This is a genomic window from Lysobacter capsici (assembly GCF_018732085.1).
GTDB lineage: Bacteria > Pseudomonadota > Gammaproteobacteria > Xanthomonadales > Xanthomonadaceae > Lysobacter > Lysobacter capsici_A.
Genome location: NZ_CP076103.1, coordinates 5,687,384 through 5,707,051 on the forward strand (window position 1 = coordinate 5,687,384; position 19,668 = coordinate 5,707,051).

Here is a 19,668-nt window from a genome sequence, read left to right on the forward strand (position 1 = left end):
GCAGGCCCCTTCACTTGCCCGGCTTATCGGCAGGGGCTGCCGGGTCGTTGCTGATATCGACGCGCAGGTGCTGGCGCAGCTCCGGACTGGCGTGGGCGACGATCGCCTCGAACACCGCCTTGGTGCGGCGCATGCCGAGCGCGACGTTGTACTCGTCCGAAGCACGCAGGTCGGTGTGGCCGGTGATGACCACACGCGTCCCGCGCAATTGCTCCAGCGCCGCGGCCACCTTGGCGATCACCGGCAGGTACTTGGGCTTGATCGTCGCCTTGTCGGTATCGAACAGCACCGTGCCCAGCAGCGGCCATTGCGCGAAGCCCACCACCATCGTGGCCGGGTCCTGCGGATCGGTGCGGACACTGATCTGCAAGGCCTTGAACAGCTGCGGGTCGACCTGGGTCTCCAGCGACTTGCGTACCGCCAGGGCACGGTCCATCGCCAGCGTCTCGTTCTCGCCGTTGGCAGTGATGACGATCTCGCCGCCGCCGTACTGCCTGATCTTCGACGCCATGTTCTCGATCGCCGGCAGGTACTGCGGCGTGACCTGGGCGCTGCCCGGCGAGAACATCACCTCGCCGATCCGCATCTCGACCTGTTCCTGCGTGCCGGGGATTTCGCCCGGCGGCAGCTTGACGCCGAAGTCAAAGCGCACCGGGATGCCCGGCGTGAGACGCCGCACCAACGGGTTGTCGGTGGTGAACGTCGCGCCCGGCGGCAAGGTGGCCGGATCGACCTTGAGGATGAAGTTGCGGCCGCGTTCCCACGGACCGCCCGCCACGCCCTCGAGGTGGTAACGGCCGAACTGGTCGGTTTCGATCAACAGGCCTTCGACCGAGGCGATGCGCACGCCGGGGATGCCGCGTTCGTCGATGCCGTGATTGCTCACGATGTAGTCGACGCGGTAGCCCTCGGCGGTCTGCGCGACCTGGCGTTCGACCTTCGGCTCGGCGGCCGTGAGGTGCTTGGCCGCGTCGCCGCTGAGCTCGGTGCGGGTGTTGCCGGCCGCATCCATGCGCACGGTGATGCCCTGCGCCGTGGTCAGCGCGAAGCCGTCGTCGAACTTGGGCTCGCGCAGCGTCTGGCTGATCACCACGCGATGGTCGGCGACCGGATCGGCCTCGGACTGGCGCGCACTGATCTTGCCCAGGTCGATGCCGTGCAGCATCGGCGAGCTCGCGTCGGGCTCGGGCTTGGCGCCGTCGCCGCGATCGACCGTGGTCGAGTGGGCGACATAGGCGTCGGCCGCGAAGCCGCCGTGCACCCGCACCCCACTGAGGTCGGCCGAGTCCTGCCAGCCGTCGCTATCACGGTCGTCGAACACGGTACCGAGCAGCAGCGATTCGTCGAGCAGCGGATCGGCGACCAGTTGCACTTCGGCCGTCGCCTCGTTCGACCGCACGTCGCCGTCCTGCGCATAGGCGCGGTTGACGTGGGTACCGGGACGCACGCCCGCGCCGACCCGCAGCAGATACATCACGGTCGCGCTTTCGCCGGCCTTGATGTCGATCTGGTCGACCTTGATCGGGTAGCTGCCGACCTGGCGGCCGCCACCGTCGCGATCGGCCACCTGCAGGCTGCCTTCGACCAGGGTGAAGCCGGCCGGCGGCGTGTCGGTCAGGGTCGCGTCGATCGTGTCGACCTGGCCGACGTTCTTGATCGTCAGCGTGTAGCGGACCAGGTCGCCGATCTTCACGTCGCGCGGATTGGCCTGCTTGGTCACGAACAGATCGCTGCTCGCTTCGGGTTCGACCTGGACGATCGCGGTCGCATCGGCGCTCGCGGTGCCGCTGGCGCCACCGACGTTGCCGTAGCGCGCGGTCACCTTGACCACGTTGTCCAGCGTGCCGCCGGCGTTGGCTTCCTCGCGGGTGATGGTGTGTGTGTACGTGTTGCAGTCCGTGCTCGCGCCCGGCGCCAGCGAGGTCGCGCCGCAGCTCAACGTGGTGGCCGGATAGTTCTCCAGCACGTCGCTGGTGGCCATGTCGTTGAGAGTGACGTTGCCGGTGTTGCTGATGCGCACCGCATAGGTGATCACGTCGCCGACATTGCCCACGCCCTTCTTGCCTTCGTCCACGGTCAGGGTCGCGACCTTGACGATGGCCACGGCCGGACGCGCCTGGATCGGCACGGTGACGGTGGGATGGCAACGCGCTTCGGTCGAACCGGCCGGGCAGACGTTCGGCGTGCTGGTCGCCACCGTCGCGGTGTTCACCACCGAGCCATTGTCGGCGTCGGCCTGCACGACCTTGTAGGTACCGGTCAGCACGCAGGTGCCGGTCGGCGCGACGCTGGCGCAGGTGATCGTGTTCGGCGTGATCTTGTCGTCGCTGACGACCACGTCGGTCAGATCGATGTTGCCGGTGTTGGTCGCGGTGACGGTGTAGGTCAGCGTGTCGCCCACGCTCACCCGTCCGTCGCCGTCCTCGTCGGCGTTGCCGGTCATGGCCTTGGCCGAGCCCAGATTCGGCATCTGGGTCACCGGCACATCGACGCGCGGGTTGCATTTCGGATCGGCCGAACCGACCGGGCAGACCGGCTGGCCACCCGGAGGCGGCGTATCGACCACCGTGGCGGCGTTGCGGATCGTGCCCGCGTTGGCGTCGGCCGGCGTGACCCGATACGTGCCGGTCAGCACGCAGGTCGCGCCCGGCACCACGATCGCGCAGGTCGTCGTGTTCGGCGTGATCTTGTCGTCGGTCACCACCACGTTGCTGAGATCGACGTTGCCGATGTTGGTCACGGTGATCGTGTAGCTCAGGGTGTCGCCCACCGTCACCGAGCCGCTGCCGTCTTCGTCGGCATTGGCGGTCATCGCCTTGGTCGAACGCAGCTCGCCGTTGCGCGGCAGCGGGGTCTGGGTGGAGGCGGGCGCCGACGTCACCGGCGTGCCGCTGGGCGGCGTACCGGTCGCGGTCGCGGTGTTGTCCGACGTACCGGCGTTCACTTCCTGCTGGGTGATGGTGTGGGTGCCGGTGCAGGTGGTGCTCGCATTCGGCGCCAGCGTGGTGGCGTTGCAGGCCGCGGGCGCGTCCAGCTTGGCGTCGTTCACCACCACGTTGGTCAGGTTCACGTTGCCGGTGTTGGTGATCACGAAGGTGTAGCCGATCGTGTCGCCCGCATCGGTCACGGTCGCGCTGGCGCCCAGGTTCGTCGTCGGCGCGCCGGCGGTCTTGGTGAGGGTCAGCGCGGGGTTGACCAGCACGGTGTGGGTCGTGGTGCAGGACGTGCATTCCGGATCGGGATCGCCGCCGCCGTTGCCGACGACGCTGTTACCGACCGTGCCCGATGCGTTGGCATTGATCGTGGTCGTGTAGCTGACCGCGTAGGTGCCCGGCGTGGTACCGGCCGGCAAGGTGCAGACCACCGGACCGGTGCCCGTGCAGATGTACGCGCCCGGTGCGGTGATTGCAGCGAACGTCTGATCGCCACTGATCGTGTCGGTCAGGGTGTAGACGGACGTCAACGCCGCAGTGCCCACCGTGGTGGTGACGGTGTAGGTGATCGTCGCGCCCGGATTGACGTTCGTACCCGATGCCGGATCCGACGATTTGGTGGTGCTGATCACCGGCAACGCGACCGTGTGGGTCGTGGTGCAAGACGTGCACTCCGGATTGGGATCGCCGCCGCCATTGCCGACGACGCTGTTGCCGACCGTGCCCGATGCATTGGCATTGATCGTGGTCGTGTAGCTGACCGCGTAGGTGCCTGGCGCGGTACCGGCCGGCAAGGTGCAGACGACTGGACCCGTACCCGTACAGGTGTAGGCGCCCGGTGCGGTGATTGCAGCGAAGGTCTGATCGCCACTGATGGTGTCGGTCAAGGTGTAGACCGACGTCAGTGCCGCAGTGCCGACCGTCGTGGTGACGGTATAGGTGATCGTCGCGCCCGGATTGACGTTCGTACCCGATGCCGGATCCGACGACTTACTGGTGCTGATCACCGGCAACGCCACCGTGTGGGTCGTGGTGCAGGACGTGCACTCCGGATCGGGATCACCGCCGCCATTGCCGACGACGCTGTTGCCGACCGCACCCGATGCGTTGGCATTGATCGTGGTCGTGTAGCTGACCGCGTAGGTGCCTGGCGTGGTACCGGCCGGCAAGGTGCAGACGACCGGACTGGTGCCCGTGCAGGTGTAGGCACCGGGCGCAGTGATTGCAGCGAACGTCTGATCGCCACTAATAGTGTCGGTCAGGGTATAGGTCGACGTCAGTGCCGCGATGCCCACTGTCGTGGTGACGGTGTAGGTGATCGTCGCACCCGGATTGACGTTCGTGCCCGATGCCGGATCCGACGACTTGCTGGTGCTGATCACCGGCAACGCGACCGTGTGGGTCGTGGCGCAGGACGTGCATTCCGGATCGGGATCGCCGCCGCCGTTGCCGACGACGCTGTTGCCGACCGTGCCCGATGCGTTGGCATTGATCGTGGTCGTGTAGCTGACCGCGTAGGTGCCTGGCGCGGTACCGGCCGGCAAGGTGCAGGCCACCGGACCAGTACCCGTGCAGGTGTACGCGCCCGGTGCGGTGATTGCAGCGAACGTCTGATCGCCACTGATGGTGTCGGTCAAGGTGTAGACCGACGTCAGTGCCGCAGTGTCGACCGTCGTGGTGACGGTATAGGTGATCGTCGCTCCCGGATTGACGTTCGTACCCGAGACCGGATCCGACGCCTTAGTGGTGCTGATCACCGGCGCCGCGACCGTGTGGGTCGTGGTGCAGTTGGTGCACTCCGGGTCCGGATCACCACCGCCGCTGCCGGTCACGCTGTTACCGACCGTGCCGGCCGCATCGGCGTCGACGGTGGTCGTGTAGGTCAGCGTGTAGGTACCTGGCAGCGTGCCAGCCGGCAAGGTGCAGGCCAGCGGACCGGTACCCGTGCAGGTGTAGCTGCCGGCGTTGGTCACCGAACCAAAGGTCTGATCGCCACTGATGGTGTCGGTCAAGGTGTAGACCGACGTCAGTGCCGCAGTGCCGATCGTGGTGGTGACGGTATAGGTGATCGTCGCACCCGGATTGACGTTCGTGCCCGATGCCGGATCCGACGACTTGCTGGTGCTGATCACCGGCAACGCGACGGTGTGGGTCGTGGCGCAGGACGTGCATTCCGGATCGGGATCACCGCCGCCGTTGCCGACGACGCTGTTGCCGACCGTGCTCGATGCGTTGGCATTGATCGTGGTCGTGTAGCTGACCGCGTAGGTGCCCGGCGTGGTACCGGCCGGCAAGGTGCAGACGACTGGACCCGTACCCGTACAGGTGTAGGCGCCCGGTGCGGTGATTGCAGCGAAGGTCTGATCGCCACTGATGGTGTCGGTCAAGGTGTAGACCGACGTCAGTGCCGCAGTGCCGACCGTCGTGGTGACGGTGTAGGTGATCGTCGCGCCCGGATTGACGTTCGTGCCCGAGGCCGGATCCGACGACTTGCTGGTGCTGATCACCGGCAACGCCACGGTGTGGGTCGTGGTGCAGTTGGTGCATTCCGGATCCGGATCGCCGCCGCCATTACCGACCACGCTGTTGCCGACCGTGCCGGCCGCCTCGGCGTCGACGGTGGTCGTGTAGGTCAGCGTGTAGGTGCCCGGCAAGGTGCCGGCCGGCAGTGTGCAGGCCAGCGGGCCCGTACCGGTGCAGGTATACGAACCGGCATTGGTGACCGAACCAAACGTCTGGTCACCGCTGATCGTGTCGGTCAAGGTGTAGACCGATGTCAATGCCGCCGTCGTCACCGTAGTCGACAAGGTGTACGTGATCGTTGCGCCCGGATTGACCGTGGTGCCGGTCACTGGATCGGACGACTTGGTGCTGCTGATCACCGGGGCCGCGACCGTGTGGGTCGTCGTGCAGTTGGTGCACTCCGGATCGGGGTCCCCACCGCCAGTACCGGTCACGCTGTTACCGACCGTACCTGATGCATTGGCATTGACCGTGGTCGTGTAGCTGACCGCGTAGGTGCCTGGCGTGGTACCGGCCGGCAAGGTGCAGACGACTGGACCCGTACCCGTGCAGGTGTACGCGCCTGGTGCGGTGATCGCACCGAACGTCTGATCGCCACTGATCGTGTCGGTCAGGGTGTAGGTCGACGTCAGTGCCGCGGTGCCCACTGTCGTGGTGACGGTGTAGGTAATCGTCGCACCCGGATTGACGTTCGTGCCCGAGGCCGGATCCGACGACTTGCTGGTGCTGATCACCGGCAACGCCACCGTATGGGTCGTGGTGCAGGACGTGCATTCCGGATCGGGATCGCCGCCGCCGTTGCCGACGACGCTGTTACCGACCGTGCCCGATGCGTTGGCATTGATCGTGGTCGTGTAGCTGACCGCGTAGGTGCCCGGCGTGGTACCGGCCGGCAAGGTGCAGACAACTGGACCCGTACCCGTGCAGGTGTAGGCGCCTGGCGCAGTGATCGCACCGAACGTTTGCGCACCACTGATCGTGTCGGTCAAGGTGTAGACCGACGTCAGTGCCGCGGTGCCCACCGTGGTGGTGATGGTGTAGGTGATCGTCGCGCCCGGATTGACGTTCGTACCCGATGCCGGGTCGGACGCCTTAGTGGTGCTGATCACCGGTGCGGCGACCGTATGGGTCGTTGTGCAGTTGGTGCAATCCGGATCGGGGTCGCCGCCACCAGTGCCGACGACGCTGTTACCGACCGTGCCGGCCGCATCGGCGTCGATGGTAGTCGTGTAGGTCAGCGTGTAGGTACCTGGCAGCGTGCCAGCCGGCAAGGTGCAGGCCAGCGGGCCGGTACCCGTGCAGGTGTAGGCGCCCGGTGTGGTGATTGCACCGAACGTCTGATCGCCACTGATGGTGTCGGTCAGGGTGTAGACCGACGTCAACGCCGCTGTCGTCACCGTGGTCGACAAGGTGTAGGTGATCGTCGCGCCCGGATTGACCGTGGTGCCGGTCACTGGATCGGACGACTTGGTGCTGCTGATCACCGGGGCCGCGACCGTGTGGGTCGTCGTGCAGTTGGTGCACTCCGGATCGGGGTCCCCACCGCCAGTACCGGTCACGCTGTTACCGACCGTACCGGCCGCATCGGCGTCGACGGTGGTCGTGTAGCTGACCGCGTAGGTGCCTGGCGCGGTGCCAGCCGGCAAGGTGCAGACGACTGGACCCGTACCCGTGCAGGTGTACGCGCCTGGTGCGGTGATCGCACCGAACGTTTGCGAACCACTGATCGTGTCGGTCAGGGTGTAGGTCGAGGTCAACGCCGCGGTGCCGACCGTGGTGGTGACGGTGTAGGTGATCGTCGCGCCCGGATTGACGTTCGTACCCGATGCCGGATCCGACGACTTGCTGGTGCTGATCACCGGCAACGCCACCGTATGGGTCGTGGTGCAAGACGTGCACTCCGGATCGGGATCGCCGCCGCCATTGCCGACGACGCTGTTGCCGACCGCGCCCGATGCGTTGGCATTGATCGTAGTCGTGTAGCTGACCGCGTAGGTGCCCGGCGTGGTACCGGCCGGCAAGGTGCAGACGACTGGACCCGTACCCGTGCAGGTGTAGGCGCCCGGTGCGGTGATTGCAGCGAAGGTCTGATCGCCACTGATCGTGTCGGTCAGGGTGTAGACCGACGTCAGTGCCGCAGTGCCGACCGTCGTGGTGACGGTATAGGTGATCGTCGCGCCCGGATTGACGTTCGTACCCGAGGCGGGATCCGACGACTTGCTGGTGCTGATCACCGGCAACGCCACCGCATGGGTCGTGGTGCAGGACGTGCATTCCGGATCGGGATCGCCGCCGCCATTGCCGACGACGCTGTTGCCGACCGTACCCGATGCGTTGGCATTGATCGTGGTCGTGTAGCTGACCGCGTAGGTGCCCGGCGCGGTACCGGCCGGCAAGGTGCAGACGACTGGACCCGTACCCGTACAGGTGTACGCGCCCGGTGCGGTGATTGCAGCGAACGTCTGGTCGCCACTGATGGTATCGGTCAGGGTGTAGACCGACGTCAGCGCCGCAGTGCCGATCATCGTGGTGACGGTGTAGGTGATCGTCGCGCCCGGATTGACGTTCGTGCCCGAGGCCGGATCCGACGCCTTACTGGTGCTGATCACCGGCAGCGCCACCGTATGGGTCGTGGTGCAGGACGTGCATTCCGGATCGGGATCGCCGCCGCCATTGCCGACGACGCTGTTACCGACCGCGCCCGATGCGTTGGCATTGATCGTAGTCGTGTAGCTGACCGCGTAGGTGCCTGGCGCGGTACCGGCCGGCAAGGTGCAGACCACCGGACCAGTACCGGTGCAGGTGTAGGCGCCTGGTGCGGTGATTGCAGCGAAGGTCTGATCGCCACTGATCGTGTCGGTCAAGGTGTAGACCGACGTCAGTGCCGCAGTGCCGATCGTGGTGGTGACGGTATAGGTGATCGTCGCGCCCGGATTGACGTTCGTACCCGATGCCGGATCCGACGACTTGCTGGTGCTGATCACCGGCAACGCCACCGTATGGGTCGTGGTGCAGGACGTGCATTCCGGATCGGGATCGCCGCCGCCATTGCCGACGACGCTATTGCCGACCGTGCCCGATGCGTTGGCATTGATCGTGGTCGTGTAGCTGACCGCGTAGGTGCCCGGCGTGGTACCGGCCGGCAAGGTGCAGACGACTGGACCCGTACCCGTACAGGTGTACGCGCCCGGTGCGGTGATTGCAGCGAACGTCTGGTCGCCACTGATGGTATCGGTCAGGGTGTAGACCGACGTCAGCGCCGCAGTGCCGACCGTCGTGGTGACGGTGTAGGTGATCGTCGCGCCCGGATTGACGTTCGTACCCGAGACCGGATCCGACGCCTTACTGGTGCTGATCACCGGCAACGCGACCGTGTGGGTCGTGGTGCAGGACGTGCACTCCGGATCGGGATCACCGCCGCCGTTGCCGACGACGCTGTTGCCGACCGTGCCCGATGCGTTGGCATTGATCGTGGTCGTATAGCTGACCGCGTAGGTGCCCGGCGTGGTACCGGCCGGCAAGGTGCAGACGACTGGACCCGTACCCGTGCAGGTGTAGGCGCCCGGTGCGGTGATTGCAGCGAAGGTCTGATCGCCACTGATGGTGTCGGTCAAGGTGTAGACCGACGTCAGTGCCGCGGTGCCGACCGTCGTGGTGACGGTATAGGTGATCGTCGCGCCCGGATTGACGTTCGTACCCGAGGCGGGATCCGACGACTTGCTGGTGCTGATCACCGGCAACGCCACCGTATGGGTCGTGGTGCAGGACGTGCACTCCGGATTGGGATCGCCGCCGCCATTGCCGACGACGCTGTTGTCGACCGTGCCGGCCGCATCGGCGTCGACGGTGGTCGTGTAGGTCAACGTGTAGGTGCCTGGCAAGGTGCCAGCCGGCAAGGTGCAGGCCAGCGGACCGGCGCCCGCACAGGTGTAGCTGCCCGCATTGGTCACCGAACCGAACGTCTGATCGCCACTGATCGTGTCGGTCAGGGTGTAGACCGACGTCAGCGCTGCCGTGCTGATCGTAGTACTCAGGGTGTACGTGATCGTTGTGCCCGGATTGACCGTGGTACCGGTCGCCGGATCGGAGGATTTGCTGCTGCTGATCACCGGCGCCGCAACCGTGTGGGTCGTGGTGCAGTTGGTGCACTCCGGGTCCGGATCGCCACCGCCAGTACCGGTCACGCTGTTGCCGACCGTACCGGCGGCATCGGCGTCGACGGTAGTCGTATAGGTCAGCGTATAGGTGCCCGGCAACGTGCCGGCCGGCAGGGTGCAAGCCAGCGGACCAGTGCCCGCACAGGTGTACGCACCGGCATTGGTCACCGAACCAAACGTCTGGTCACCGCTGATCGTGTCGGTCAAGGTGTAGACCGACGTCAATGCCGCCGTAGTCACCGTTGTCGACAAGGTGTAGGTGATCGTTGTGCCCGGATTGACCGTGGTGCCGGTCGCCGGATCGGACGATTTGCTGCTGCTTACCTCAGGTCCAGCAATGTCATCGTTGGTAATGCCGCACTCTGCGTCATCACCGTTGGACAGTACCAAGCTGTTTCCAGTCAACGTACCGCCCGTACACGACCATGCACCGGCGGCGTAACCGGCCAGATTGGTCTCAGTGAGCGTGTAAGTACCCGAACTCACCGGCGCATCGGTCACGGCTGGCGCACCGCTCGTACCACTGATCGACGTCGGCCCCGCAGCGGTCAGCGTGAAATCCGCTGTCGTTGCTGTGCCGCGGTTATCGTTGGTCACCGTTTTGACCAAGGTCAGCGTCGCTGCCTGGTCGTTGTTGTTGATCGTGCAAGTTGCTGCATCACCCGCGGCCAAGGCCATCGTGTTGCTCACCACCGCTGCGCCGCCGTTGATCACACAGCTGTAGGTTCCGGCCGTGTAACCCGCCGGACCGCCGGTCTCGGACAAGGTGTAGCTGCCCGGGTTGACCGATGCATTGGTCACTGCAGCCGAGCCCGTGATGCCCGTGATGTTGGTCGGACCCGCGGCCTGTAGCGTCCACGCCGTGGCCACTGCGGTGCCGCCGTTGTCGTTGGTCACCGTCTTGACCAAAGTCAGCGTCGCTGCCTGGTCGTTGTTGTTGATCGTGCAGGTCGCGTTGTCGCCCGCAGCGAGGGTGATTGAATTGGCGACGACCGCGGAGCCACCGTTGAGGACGCAGCTGTAGGTGCCCGCCGTGTATCCCGTCGGACCGCCGGTCTCGGACAAGGTGTAGCTGCCCGGATTGACCGATGCGTTGGTCACTGCAGCCGAACCCGTGGCACCGGTGATGTTAGTCGGACCGGCGGCCTCCAGCGTCCACGCCGTCGCCACTGCGGTGCCGCCGTTGTCGTTGGTCACCGTCTTAACCAAGGTCAACGTCGCCGACTGGTCGTTGTTGTTGATCGTGCAGGTGGCGTTGTCGCCTGCGACCAGGGCTACGGTGTTACTCACCGCAGCTGCGCTGCCGTTGATTACACAACTGTAAGTGCCGGCCGTGTAACCCGCCGGACCACCGGTCTCGGACAATGTATAGCTGCCCGGATTGACCGATGCATCGGTCACTGCAGCCGAACCCGTGGCGCCGGTGATGTTGGTCGGACCGGCGGCCTCCAGCGTCCACGCCGTCGCCACTGCGGTGCCACCGTTGTCGTTGGTCACGGTCTTGACCAAGGTCAGCGTCGCCGACTGGTCGTTGTTGTTGATGGTGCAGGTGGCGTTGTCGCCTGCGACCAGGGCCACGGTGTTACTCACCGCAGCTGCGCCGCCGTTGATTACACAACTGTAAGTGCCGGCCGTATAACCCACCGGACCGCCGGTCTCGGACAAGGTATAGCTGCCCGGGTTGACCGATGCATTGGTCACTGCAGCCGAACCCGTGGCGCCCGTAATAGTGGTCGGACCCGCGGCCTCCAGCGTCCACGCCGTCGCCACCGCGGTACCGCCGTTATCGTTGGTCACCGTCTTGACCAGGGTCAGTGTCGCCGCCTGGTCGTTGTTGTTGATGGTGCAGATCGCGTTGTCGCCGGCGACCAGGGCCACGGTGTTACTCACCGCAGCTGATCCGCCGTTGATGACGCAGCTGTAGGTGCCGGCCGTGTAACCGGCCGGACCGCCCGTCTCGGACAGGGTGTAGCTGCCCGGGTTGATCGATGCGTTGGTCACCGCGGCCGAGCCCGTAGCACCCGTGATGTTGGTTGGGCCGGCCGCCTCCAGCGTCCACGCCGTGGCCACTGCGGTGCCGCCGTTGTCGTTGGTCACCGTCTTGACCAGGGTCAGGGTCGCCGACTGGTCGTTGTTGTGGATGGTGCAGGTTGCGTTGTCGCCTGCGACCAGGGCCACGGTGTTGCTCACCGCGGCTGCGCCGCCGTTGATCACACAGCTGTAAGTACCGGCCGAGTAACCGGCTGGACCGCCCGTCTCGGACAGGGTGTAGCTGCCCGGGTTGACCGATGCATTGGTCACTGCAGCCGAACCCGTGGCGCCTGTAATGGTGGTCGGACCCGCGGCCTCCAGCGTCCACGCCGTCGCCACCGCGGTGCCACCGTTGTCGTTGGTCACTGTCTTGACCAAGGTCAGCGTCGCTGCCTGGTCGTTGTTGTTGATGGTGCAGGTCGCGTTGTCGCCTGCCGCGAGGGTGATCGAATTGGCGACGACCGCTGAGCCACCGTTGATCACGCAGCTGTAGGTGCCGGCCGTGTAACCGGTCGGACCGCCCGTCTCGGACAAGGTGTAGCTGCCCGGGTTGACCGATGCATTGGTCACTGCGGCCGAACCCGTGGCGCCCGTGATATTTGTCGGGCCGGCCGCCTCCAGCGTCCAGGCGTTGGCCACCGCGGTGCCGCCGTTGTCGTTGGTCACTGTCTTGACCAAGGTCAGGGTCGCTGCCTGGTCGTTGTTGTTGATGGTGCAGGTCGCGTTGTCGCCTGCCGCGAGCGTGATCGAATTGGCGACGACCGCTGAGCCACCGTTGATCACGCAGCTATAGGTGCCGGCCGTGTAACCGGCCGGACCGCCCGTCTCGGACAAGGTGTAGCTGCCCGGGTTGACCGATGCGTTGGTCACTGCGGCCGAACCCGTGGCGCCCGTGATGGTGGTCGGACCGGCCGCTTCCAGCGTCCACGCCGTCGCTACCGCGATGCCGCCGTTGTCGTTGGTCACCGTCTTGACCAAGGTCAGCGTCGCCGACTGGTCGTTGTTGTTGATCGTGCAGGTGGCGTTGTCGCCTGCGACCAGAACCACGGTGTTGCTCACCGCGGCTGCGCCACCGTTGAGGACGCAGCTGTAGGTACCGGCCGTGTAACCCACCGGACCGCCGGTCTCGGACAAGGTGTAGCTGCCCGGATTGACCGATGCGTCGGTCACCGCGGCTGAACCCGTGGCGCCGGTGATATTCGTCGGACCAGCAGCCTCCAGCGTCCAGGCGGCCGCCACCGCGATGCCGCCGTTGTCGTTGGTTACGGTCTTGACCAAGGTCAGCGTCGCCGACTGGTCGTTGTTGTTGATCGTGCAGGTCGCGTTGTCGCCTGCGGCCAGGGCCACGGTGTTGCTCACCGCAGCTGCGCCGCCATTGATTACACAGCTGTAGGTGCCCGCAGTGTAGCCCGTCGGACCGCCGGTCTCCGACAAGGTGTAGCTGCCCGGGTTGACCGATGCATTGGTCACTGCAGCCGAACCCGTGGCGCCCGCGATGTTGGTCGGACCGGCCGCCTCCAACGTCCACGCTGTGGCCATTGCCGTGCCACCGTTGTCGTTGGTCACGGTCTTGACCAAAGTCAGCATCGCTGCCTGGTCGTTGTTGTTGATGGTGCAGGTCGCGGTGTCGCCTGCCGCCAATGTCACGGTGTTGCTTACCGCGGCTCCGCCGCCGTTGATCACACAGCTGTAAGTACCGGCCGTGTAACCCGCCGGACCGCCGGTCTCGGACAGGGTGTAGCTGCCAGGGTTGACCGATGCATTGGTCACTGCAGCCGAACCCGTGGCGCCCGCGATGTTGGTCGGACCGGCCGCCTCCAGCGTCCACGCCGTCGCCACCGCGGTGCCGCCGTTGTCGTTGGTCACCGTCTTGACCAAGGTCAACGTCGCCGACTGGTCGTTGTTGTTGATCGTGCAGGTTGCGTTGTCGCCTGCGACCAGCACCACGGTGTTGCTCACCGCAGCTGCGCCGCCGTTGATCACGCAGCTATAAGTCCCCGCTGTATAACCGGTCGGACCACCCGCCTCGGACAAGGTGTAGCTACCCGGATTGACCGAGGCATTGGTCACTGCAGCCGAACCCGTAGCGCCCGTGATGTTGGTCGGGCCGGCCGCTTCCAGCGTCCACGCCGTGGCCATTGCGGTGCCACCGTTGTCGTTGGTCACGGTCTTGACCAAGGTCAGCGTCGCCGCCTGGTCGTTGTTGTTGATCGTGCAGGTCGCGTTGTCGCCCGCAGCGAGGGTGATTGAATTGGCGACGACCGCGGAGCCACCGTTGAGGACGCAGCTGTAGGTGCCCGCCGTGTATCCCGTCGGACCGCCGGTCTCGGACAAGGTGTAGCTGCCCGGGTTGACCGCGGCATTGGTCACTGCAGCCGAACCCGTGGCGCCCGCGATGTTGGTCGGACCGGCCGCCTCCAGCGTCCATGCCGTGGCTACCGCGGTGCCGCCGTTGTCGTTGGTCACGGTCTTGACCAGGGTCAGCGTTGCTGACTGGTCGTTGTTGTTGATCGTGCAGGTCGCGTTATCGCCTGCGACCAGGGCCACGATGTTGCTCACCGCAGCTGCGCCGCCGTTGATCACGCAGCTGTAAGTGCCCGCCGTGTAACCGATCGGGCCACCGGTCTCGGACAAGGTGTAGCTGCCCGGATTGACCGATGCATTGGTCACTGCAGCGGCGCCCGTGGCGCCTGTGATGGTGGTTGGGCCGGCCGCCTCCAAAGTCCACGCCGTCGCCACCGCAGTGCCGCCATTATCGTTGGTCACCGTCTTGACCAAAGTCAGCGTCGCTGCCTGATCGTTGTTGTTGATCGTGCAGGTCGCCGCATCACCCGCGACCAGGGCCACGGTGTTGCCCCCCGCGGCTGAGCCACCGTTGATCACGCAGCTATAAGTGCCCGCCGTGTAACCGGCCGGCCCACCCGTCTCGGACAGGGTGTAGCTGCCCGGGTTGACCGATGCATTAGTCACTGCGGCCGAACCCGTGGTGCCCGTGATATTCGTCGGGCCGGCCGCCTCCAGCGTCCACGCCGTGGCTACCGCGGTGCCGCCGTTGTCGTTGGTCACCGTCTTGACCAGGGTCAGGGTCGCCGACTGGTCGTTGTTGTTGATCGTGCAGGTGGCGTTGTCGCCCGCAGCGAGGGTGATTGAATTGGCGACGACCGCTGAGCCACCGTTGATCGCGCAGCTGTAGGTGCCCGCCGTGTAGCCCGTCGGACCGCTGGTCTCGGACAGGGTGTAGCTGCCCGGATTAACCGATGCATTGGTCACTGCAGCCGAACCCGTGGCGCCCGCGATGTTGGTCGGACCGGCCGCCTCCAGCGTCCATGCCGTGGCTACCGCGGTGCCGCCGTTGTCGTTGGTCACTGTCTTGACCAGGGTCAGCGTCGCCGACTGGTCGTTGTTGTTGATCGTGCAGGTTGCGTTGTCGCCTGCGACCAGGACCACGGTGTTGCTCACCGCAGCTGCGCCGCCGTTGATCACGCAGCTATAAGTCCCCGCTGTATAACCGGTCGGACCACCCGTCTCGGACAAGGTGTAGCTACCCGGATTGACCGATGCATTGGTCACTGCAGCCGAACCCGTGGCGCCCGTAATGGTGGTCGGACCGGCCGCCTCTAGCGTCCACGCCGTCGCCACCGCAGTGCCGCCGTTGTCGTTGGTCACCGTCTTGACCAAGGTCAGCGTCGCTGCCTGGTCGTTGTTGTTGATCGTGCAGGTTGCGTTGTCGCCTGCCGCAAGAGTGATCGAATTGGCAGCGACTGCTGAGCCACCGTTGAGGACGCAGCTATAGGTGCTCGCCGTGTAACCGGCCGGACCGCCGGTCTCGGACAAGGTGTAGCTACCCGGGTTGACCGAGGCATTGGTCACCGCGGCCGAACCCGTGGCACCCGTGATGTTGGTCGGGCCCGCGGCCGCCAACGTCCACGCCGTCGCCACCGCGGTGCCGCCGTTGTCGTTGGTCACCGTCTTGACCAGGGTCAGCGTCGCTGCCTGATCGTTGTTGTTGATCGTGCAGGTCGCGTTATCGCCTGCCGCAAGAGTGATCGAATTAGCGACGACCGCGGAGCCACCGTTGATCACGCAGCTGTAGGTGCCGGCCGTGTAACCGGTCGGGCCGCCCGTCTCGGACAGGGTGTAGCTGCCCGGGTTGACCGAGGCATTAGTCACTGCAGCCGAACCCGTGGCGCCCGTGATGTTGGTCGGACCCGCGGCCCCCAACGTCCACGCCGTCGCCACCGCGGTGCCGCCGTTATCGTTGGTCACCGTCTTGACCAGGGTCAGTGTCGCCGCCTGGTCGTTGTTGTTGATCGTGCAGGTCGCGTTATCGCCTGCCGCAAGAGTGATCGAATTGGCGACGACCGCTGCGCCACCGTTGATCACACAGCTGTAGGTGCCGGCCGTGTAACCGGTCGGGCCGCCCGTCTCGGACAGGGTGTAGCTGCCCGGGTTGACCGAGGCATTGGTCACCGCGGCCGAACCCGTAGCGCCGGTGATATTCGTCGGACCTGCGGCTTCCAGCGTCCACGCGGCAGCCACCGCGGTGCCGCCGTTGTCGTTGGTCACCGTCTTGACCAAGGTCAGCGTCGCCGCCTGGTCGTTGTTGTTGATCGTGCAGGTCGCGTTGTCGCCTGCCGCGAGGGTGATCGAATTGGCAACGACCGCCGAGCCACCGTTGAGGACGCAGCTATAGGTGCCGGCCGTGTAACCGGTCGGGCCGCCGGATTCGGACAAGGTGTAGGTGCCGACGTTGACCGACGCCGCGGTCACTGCCGGCGTCCCCGTGACGCCGCTGATGTTGCTCGGACCTGCCGCCGCCAGCGTCCACGCCGTGGCTGCCGCGGTGCCGCCATTGTCGTTGGTGACGGTCTTGATCAGGGTCAGGCGGGGCTGGATCGGATCGCTGTCCACCGCGGTGCATACCCCACCGCTGAAGATCTGGCCGGGGTTGTTGCAGCTCGTTCCGGTGTTGGTCACCCCGGTCGGCGGGGCGACGGAGGCTCGGTTGACCGCGTTCTGTGACAGCGCCGGCAATGCGAAGGCCGTCGCCATCACCAGCAACAGCGACTGGCTGACACGGCACAGCAATGCCCGAACGGCTCGTTTGGAATCAGCGGTCACAACGCCCCCTAAAACTGAAATCGACTAGTGCGCAGCCGCGGCAGACGCGTTTGCGTCGCCATTGCTCACAATACTCCTGATCGGAGAATTATCCCCGCACAGGACATTCGCGCAAATCTCGTGCCAATTTCGAGAAAAGGAGGCCGGTCTCTTTCCGGACGAAAAAGTCGCGACGGCCCGATATAAATGACGCATAACGTCATTTATTGACAATAAATGTCGTGAAAATGGAGACGAAAGCGAGATTTCGGGCCTGCACGGCCCAGATCGTCCCCGGAAATTCAGACAAATCCGAAGCGATTTTTCGCGTCAAGAAAGACTTTGCCGATCGATCGCCACGGCCCTTGCGCAAGGATGCAAAGCAGCGGTCCTATCTCAACGCCACCGAAGACAGAGGGAGCCAACGAGGCCATACGGAGCAAGGCATCACTAAATGTGAGAAAGTTCTCCTACAGAGACTTAACAAGTCGGATCCGCGTACGTTTTATCTGCGGACATCGCATGACTTGCTGATGTCTTCAAACCGCCCAGATGTCCCGGCGATATCCGTTGGCCTCGTCCCGACCGACAGTCCAGATCTCGCCGCCAACCCGGAGATAAGGATGACGTCGCAACAACCGACCATCGGCGGCCTGCTGCGCTCGCTGCGCGCCCGCAACCAGTGGACGTTGAAACAGATGAGCCACCACTCGGGAATCCCGCTGTCGACCCTGTCCAAGATCGAGCACGACCGGCTGTCGCTCACCTACGACAAGCTGCTGCAACTGAGCCAGCGGCTGGACATCAGCATGTCCGAGCTGTTCGCCGAAACCCCCACGCCGCCACGCCGCACGGTCACCGCCCGCCGCAGCATCGGCCGCATCCGCGACGCGATGCGGGTGACCGGGAAGAACTACGACTCCTATTACCTGTGCTCGGAACTGCGGCGCAAACGCATGACGCCGGTGATCAGCCACATCCGCGCGCGCAACCTCAAGGAATTCGGCGGCTTCGTGCGCCGCTCGGGCGAGGAGTTCGTGTACGTGCTCGAAGGCGCGGTCGCCTTGCACACCGAGTACTACGACACCACGGTGCTGCAGACCGGCGAAGGCAGCTACATCGACTCGAACATGGGCCAGGCCTATGTGCTGGCCGAGGGCTGCGACGCGGCCACGGTGCTGGCGGTGTGCTCGTCGGACGACAACGAGGAACTGCTGGCGTCGTTGATGGCCAGTCAGGACGAAGCCTGAAAAAAGCGCGGGCGGCGCGGGCAACGCCGCTGCCGGCGCGCGGCTCCGCGTCGTTCGGCGCTACGCAGGCGCATGCGCCAGGCGGCGAAAGCGCGCCTGAGCGAGCGCGGGGCTATAGCGCGCTGCGCGGCGGCAGGGTCCAGTCGATCGCGGGCTGGCCCTGCTTGGACAGGTACTCGTTGGCGGCGGAGAAATGCCCGCAGCCGATGAACCCGCGGTGCGCCGACAGCGGCGAGGGATGCGGCGCCTTGAGCACCCGATGCCGGCGCGGGTCGATGACCTTGCCCTTGGCCTGGGCGTAGCTGCCCCATAACAGGAACACCAGCCCTTCGCGTTCGCGATTGAGCACGTCGACCACGTGATCGGTGAAGCCTTCCCAGCCCTTGCCCTGGTGCGCGCCGGCGCGGCCTTCCTCGACCGTCAGCACCGCGTTGAGCAACAGCACGCCGCGATGGGCCCACGGCATCAGATAGCCGTGATCGGGCCGGGCGATGCCGAGGTCGCGGTGGATTTCCTTGAAGATGTTGTCGAGCGACGGCGGCACCGACACGCCGGGCAGCACCGAGAAGCACAGGCCGTGGGCCTGGCCGTAACCGTGGTACGGGTCCTGACCGAGGATCACCACCTTCACCTGCTCGAACGGCGTGGCGTCGAACGCGGCGAAGATCTGCGGCCCCGGCGGGAAGATCCGCGCGCCCGCGGCCTTGCGCTCGCGCAGGAAGGCCGACAGCGCCTGCATGTCGTCGCGCGCGAACCAGTCGCCGACGCGCTGCTTCCACGAGGGTTCGAGTTTGATGCCGCGATCGCCGTCGCTCATGCGGTCACCGCCGCGACCGGTTCGGACAGGCGCGCCAGACGCAGTTGGAACAAGGTCTTGGTCACCAGCAGACGCTCCTCGATCGGCTTGAGCACCAGGTCGTTGGCGCCGGCGCGCAGCAATTCGCTCTGGTTGTCGCGGTTGGCGTCGCCGGTCATCACCAGCACCGGCAGACGGCGCTTGCCGTAGGCGAAGTCGTTGCGCAGCCGAGCGAGCAGGTCCTTGCCGCCCAGCTCGCCCTTCAGATACACGTCGGTCAGCACCAGATCGGCGCCGGCGTCGCCGCCCTGCGTGCCGCTGGCGCGGTGCGCCTCCAGATGCTCCAGCGCTTCCTCCACGCCGATGAAATGCAGCACCTGCAGCGAATGGCGTTCGAGCATGCGCTTGGTCGCGACCGCGACCACCCGGCTGTCTTCGACGTACAACACCCGCGCGCCCGGAATCGCCTGCGGCTGCACGTAGCCGCGGATGAATTCGGCCAGCGCGCTGGGGCCGAGCGATTTGTCGAAATAGTCGGTGACGTCTTCGGTGAAACGGCGCGCTTCCAGGTGCGACTGGGCGTCGCCGGACACCACGATCACCGGCACGTAGGCCTGGGTGGCCGCCTCGCGCACCGCGCGCGCGAGTGCGATGCCGTCGCCGTCGGGCAGGACCAGCGCGGTGGTGACCAGATCGACTTCGCCGTGATCGAGCGCGACCCGCGCCTCGATGATGCTGCCGCACTGGACGATGCGCGCGTTGGGCAATTCGCGCAGCAACACATCGGCGATGAGCTTGCGGACCAGTTTGGAACCGTCGACCACCATCACGCGGGGCGAGGTGTTATCGAAGTGGCGAAGATTCTGGCTGTGCATACG

At 65.7% G+C, this 19,668-nt stretch carries 4 protein-coding genes; 1 reads left to right on the forward strand and 3 read right to left on the reverse strand.

Annotated features, from left to right (window positions below):
- Positions 1–10 precede the first annotated feature (10 nt).
- A complete protein-coding gene (locus KME82_RS23700) occupies positions 11–16,732 on the reverse strand; it encodes a DUF7507 domain-containing protein (RefSeq protein WP_215496205.1) in 16,722 nt (5,573 codons plus the stop codon).
- Between the two features lie 635 nt (positions 16,733–17,367).
- Between KME82_RS23700 and KME82_RS23705 the strand changes: the two genes are divergently transcribed.
- A complete protein-coding gene (locus KME82_RS23705; RefSeq protein ID WP_215496206.1) occupies positions 17,368–17,994 on the forward strand; it encodes a helix-turn-helix domain-containing protein in 627 nt (208 codons plus the stop codon).
- A gap of 112 nt (positions 17,995–18,106) precedes the next feature.
- Here the strand turns inward: KME82_RS23705 and ung are convergent, their stop codons facing one another.
- The gene (ung, locus tag KME82_RS23710) at positions 18,107–18,811 is read right to left on the reverse strand and encodes a uracil-DNA glycosylase (RefSeq protein WP_215496207.1); all 705 of its coding nucleotides are present in this window, start codon (positions 18,809–18,811) and stop codon (positions 18,107–18,109) included.
- A complete protein-coding gene (locus KME82_RS23715; RefSeq protein WP_215499186.1) occupies positions 18,808–19,665 on the reverse strand; it encodes a response regulator in 858 nt (285 codons plus the stop codon). The genes ung and KME82_RS23715 overlap by 4 nt, the downstream gene beginning before the upstream one ends.
- Positions 19,666–19,668 lie beyond the last annotated feature (3 nt).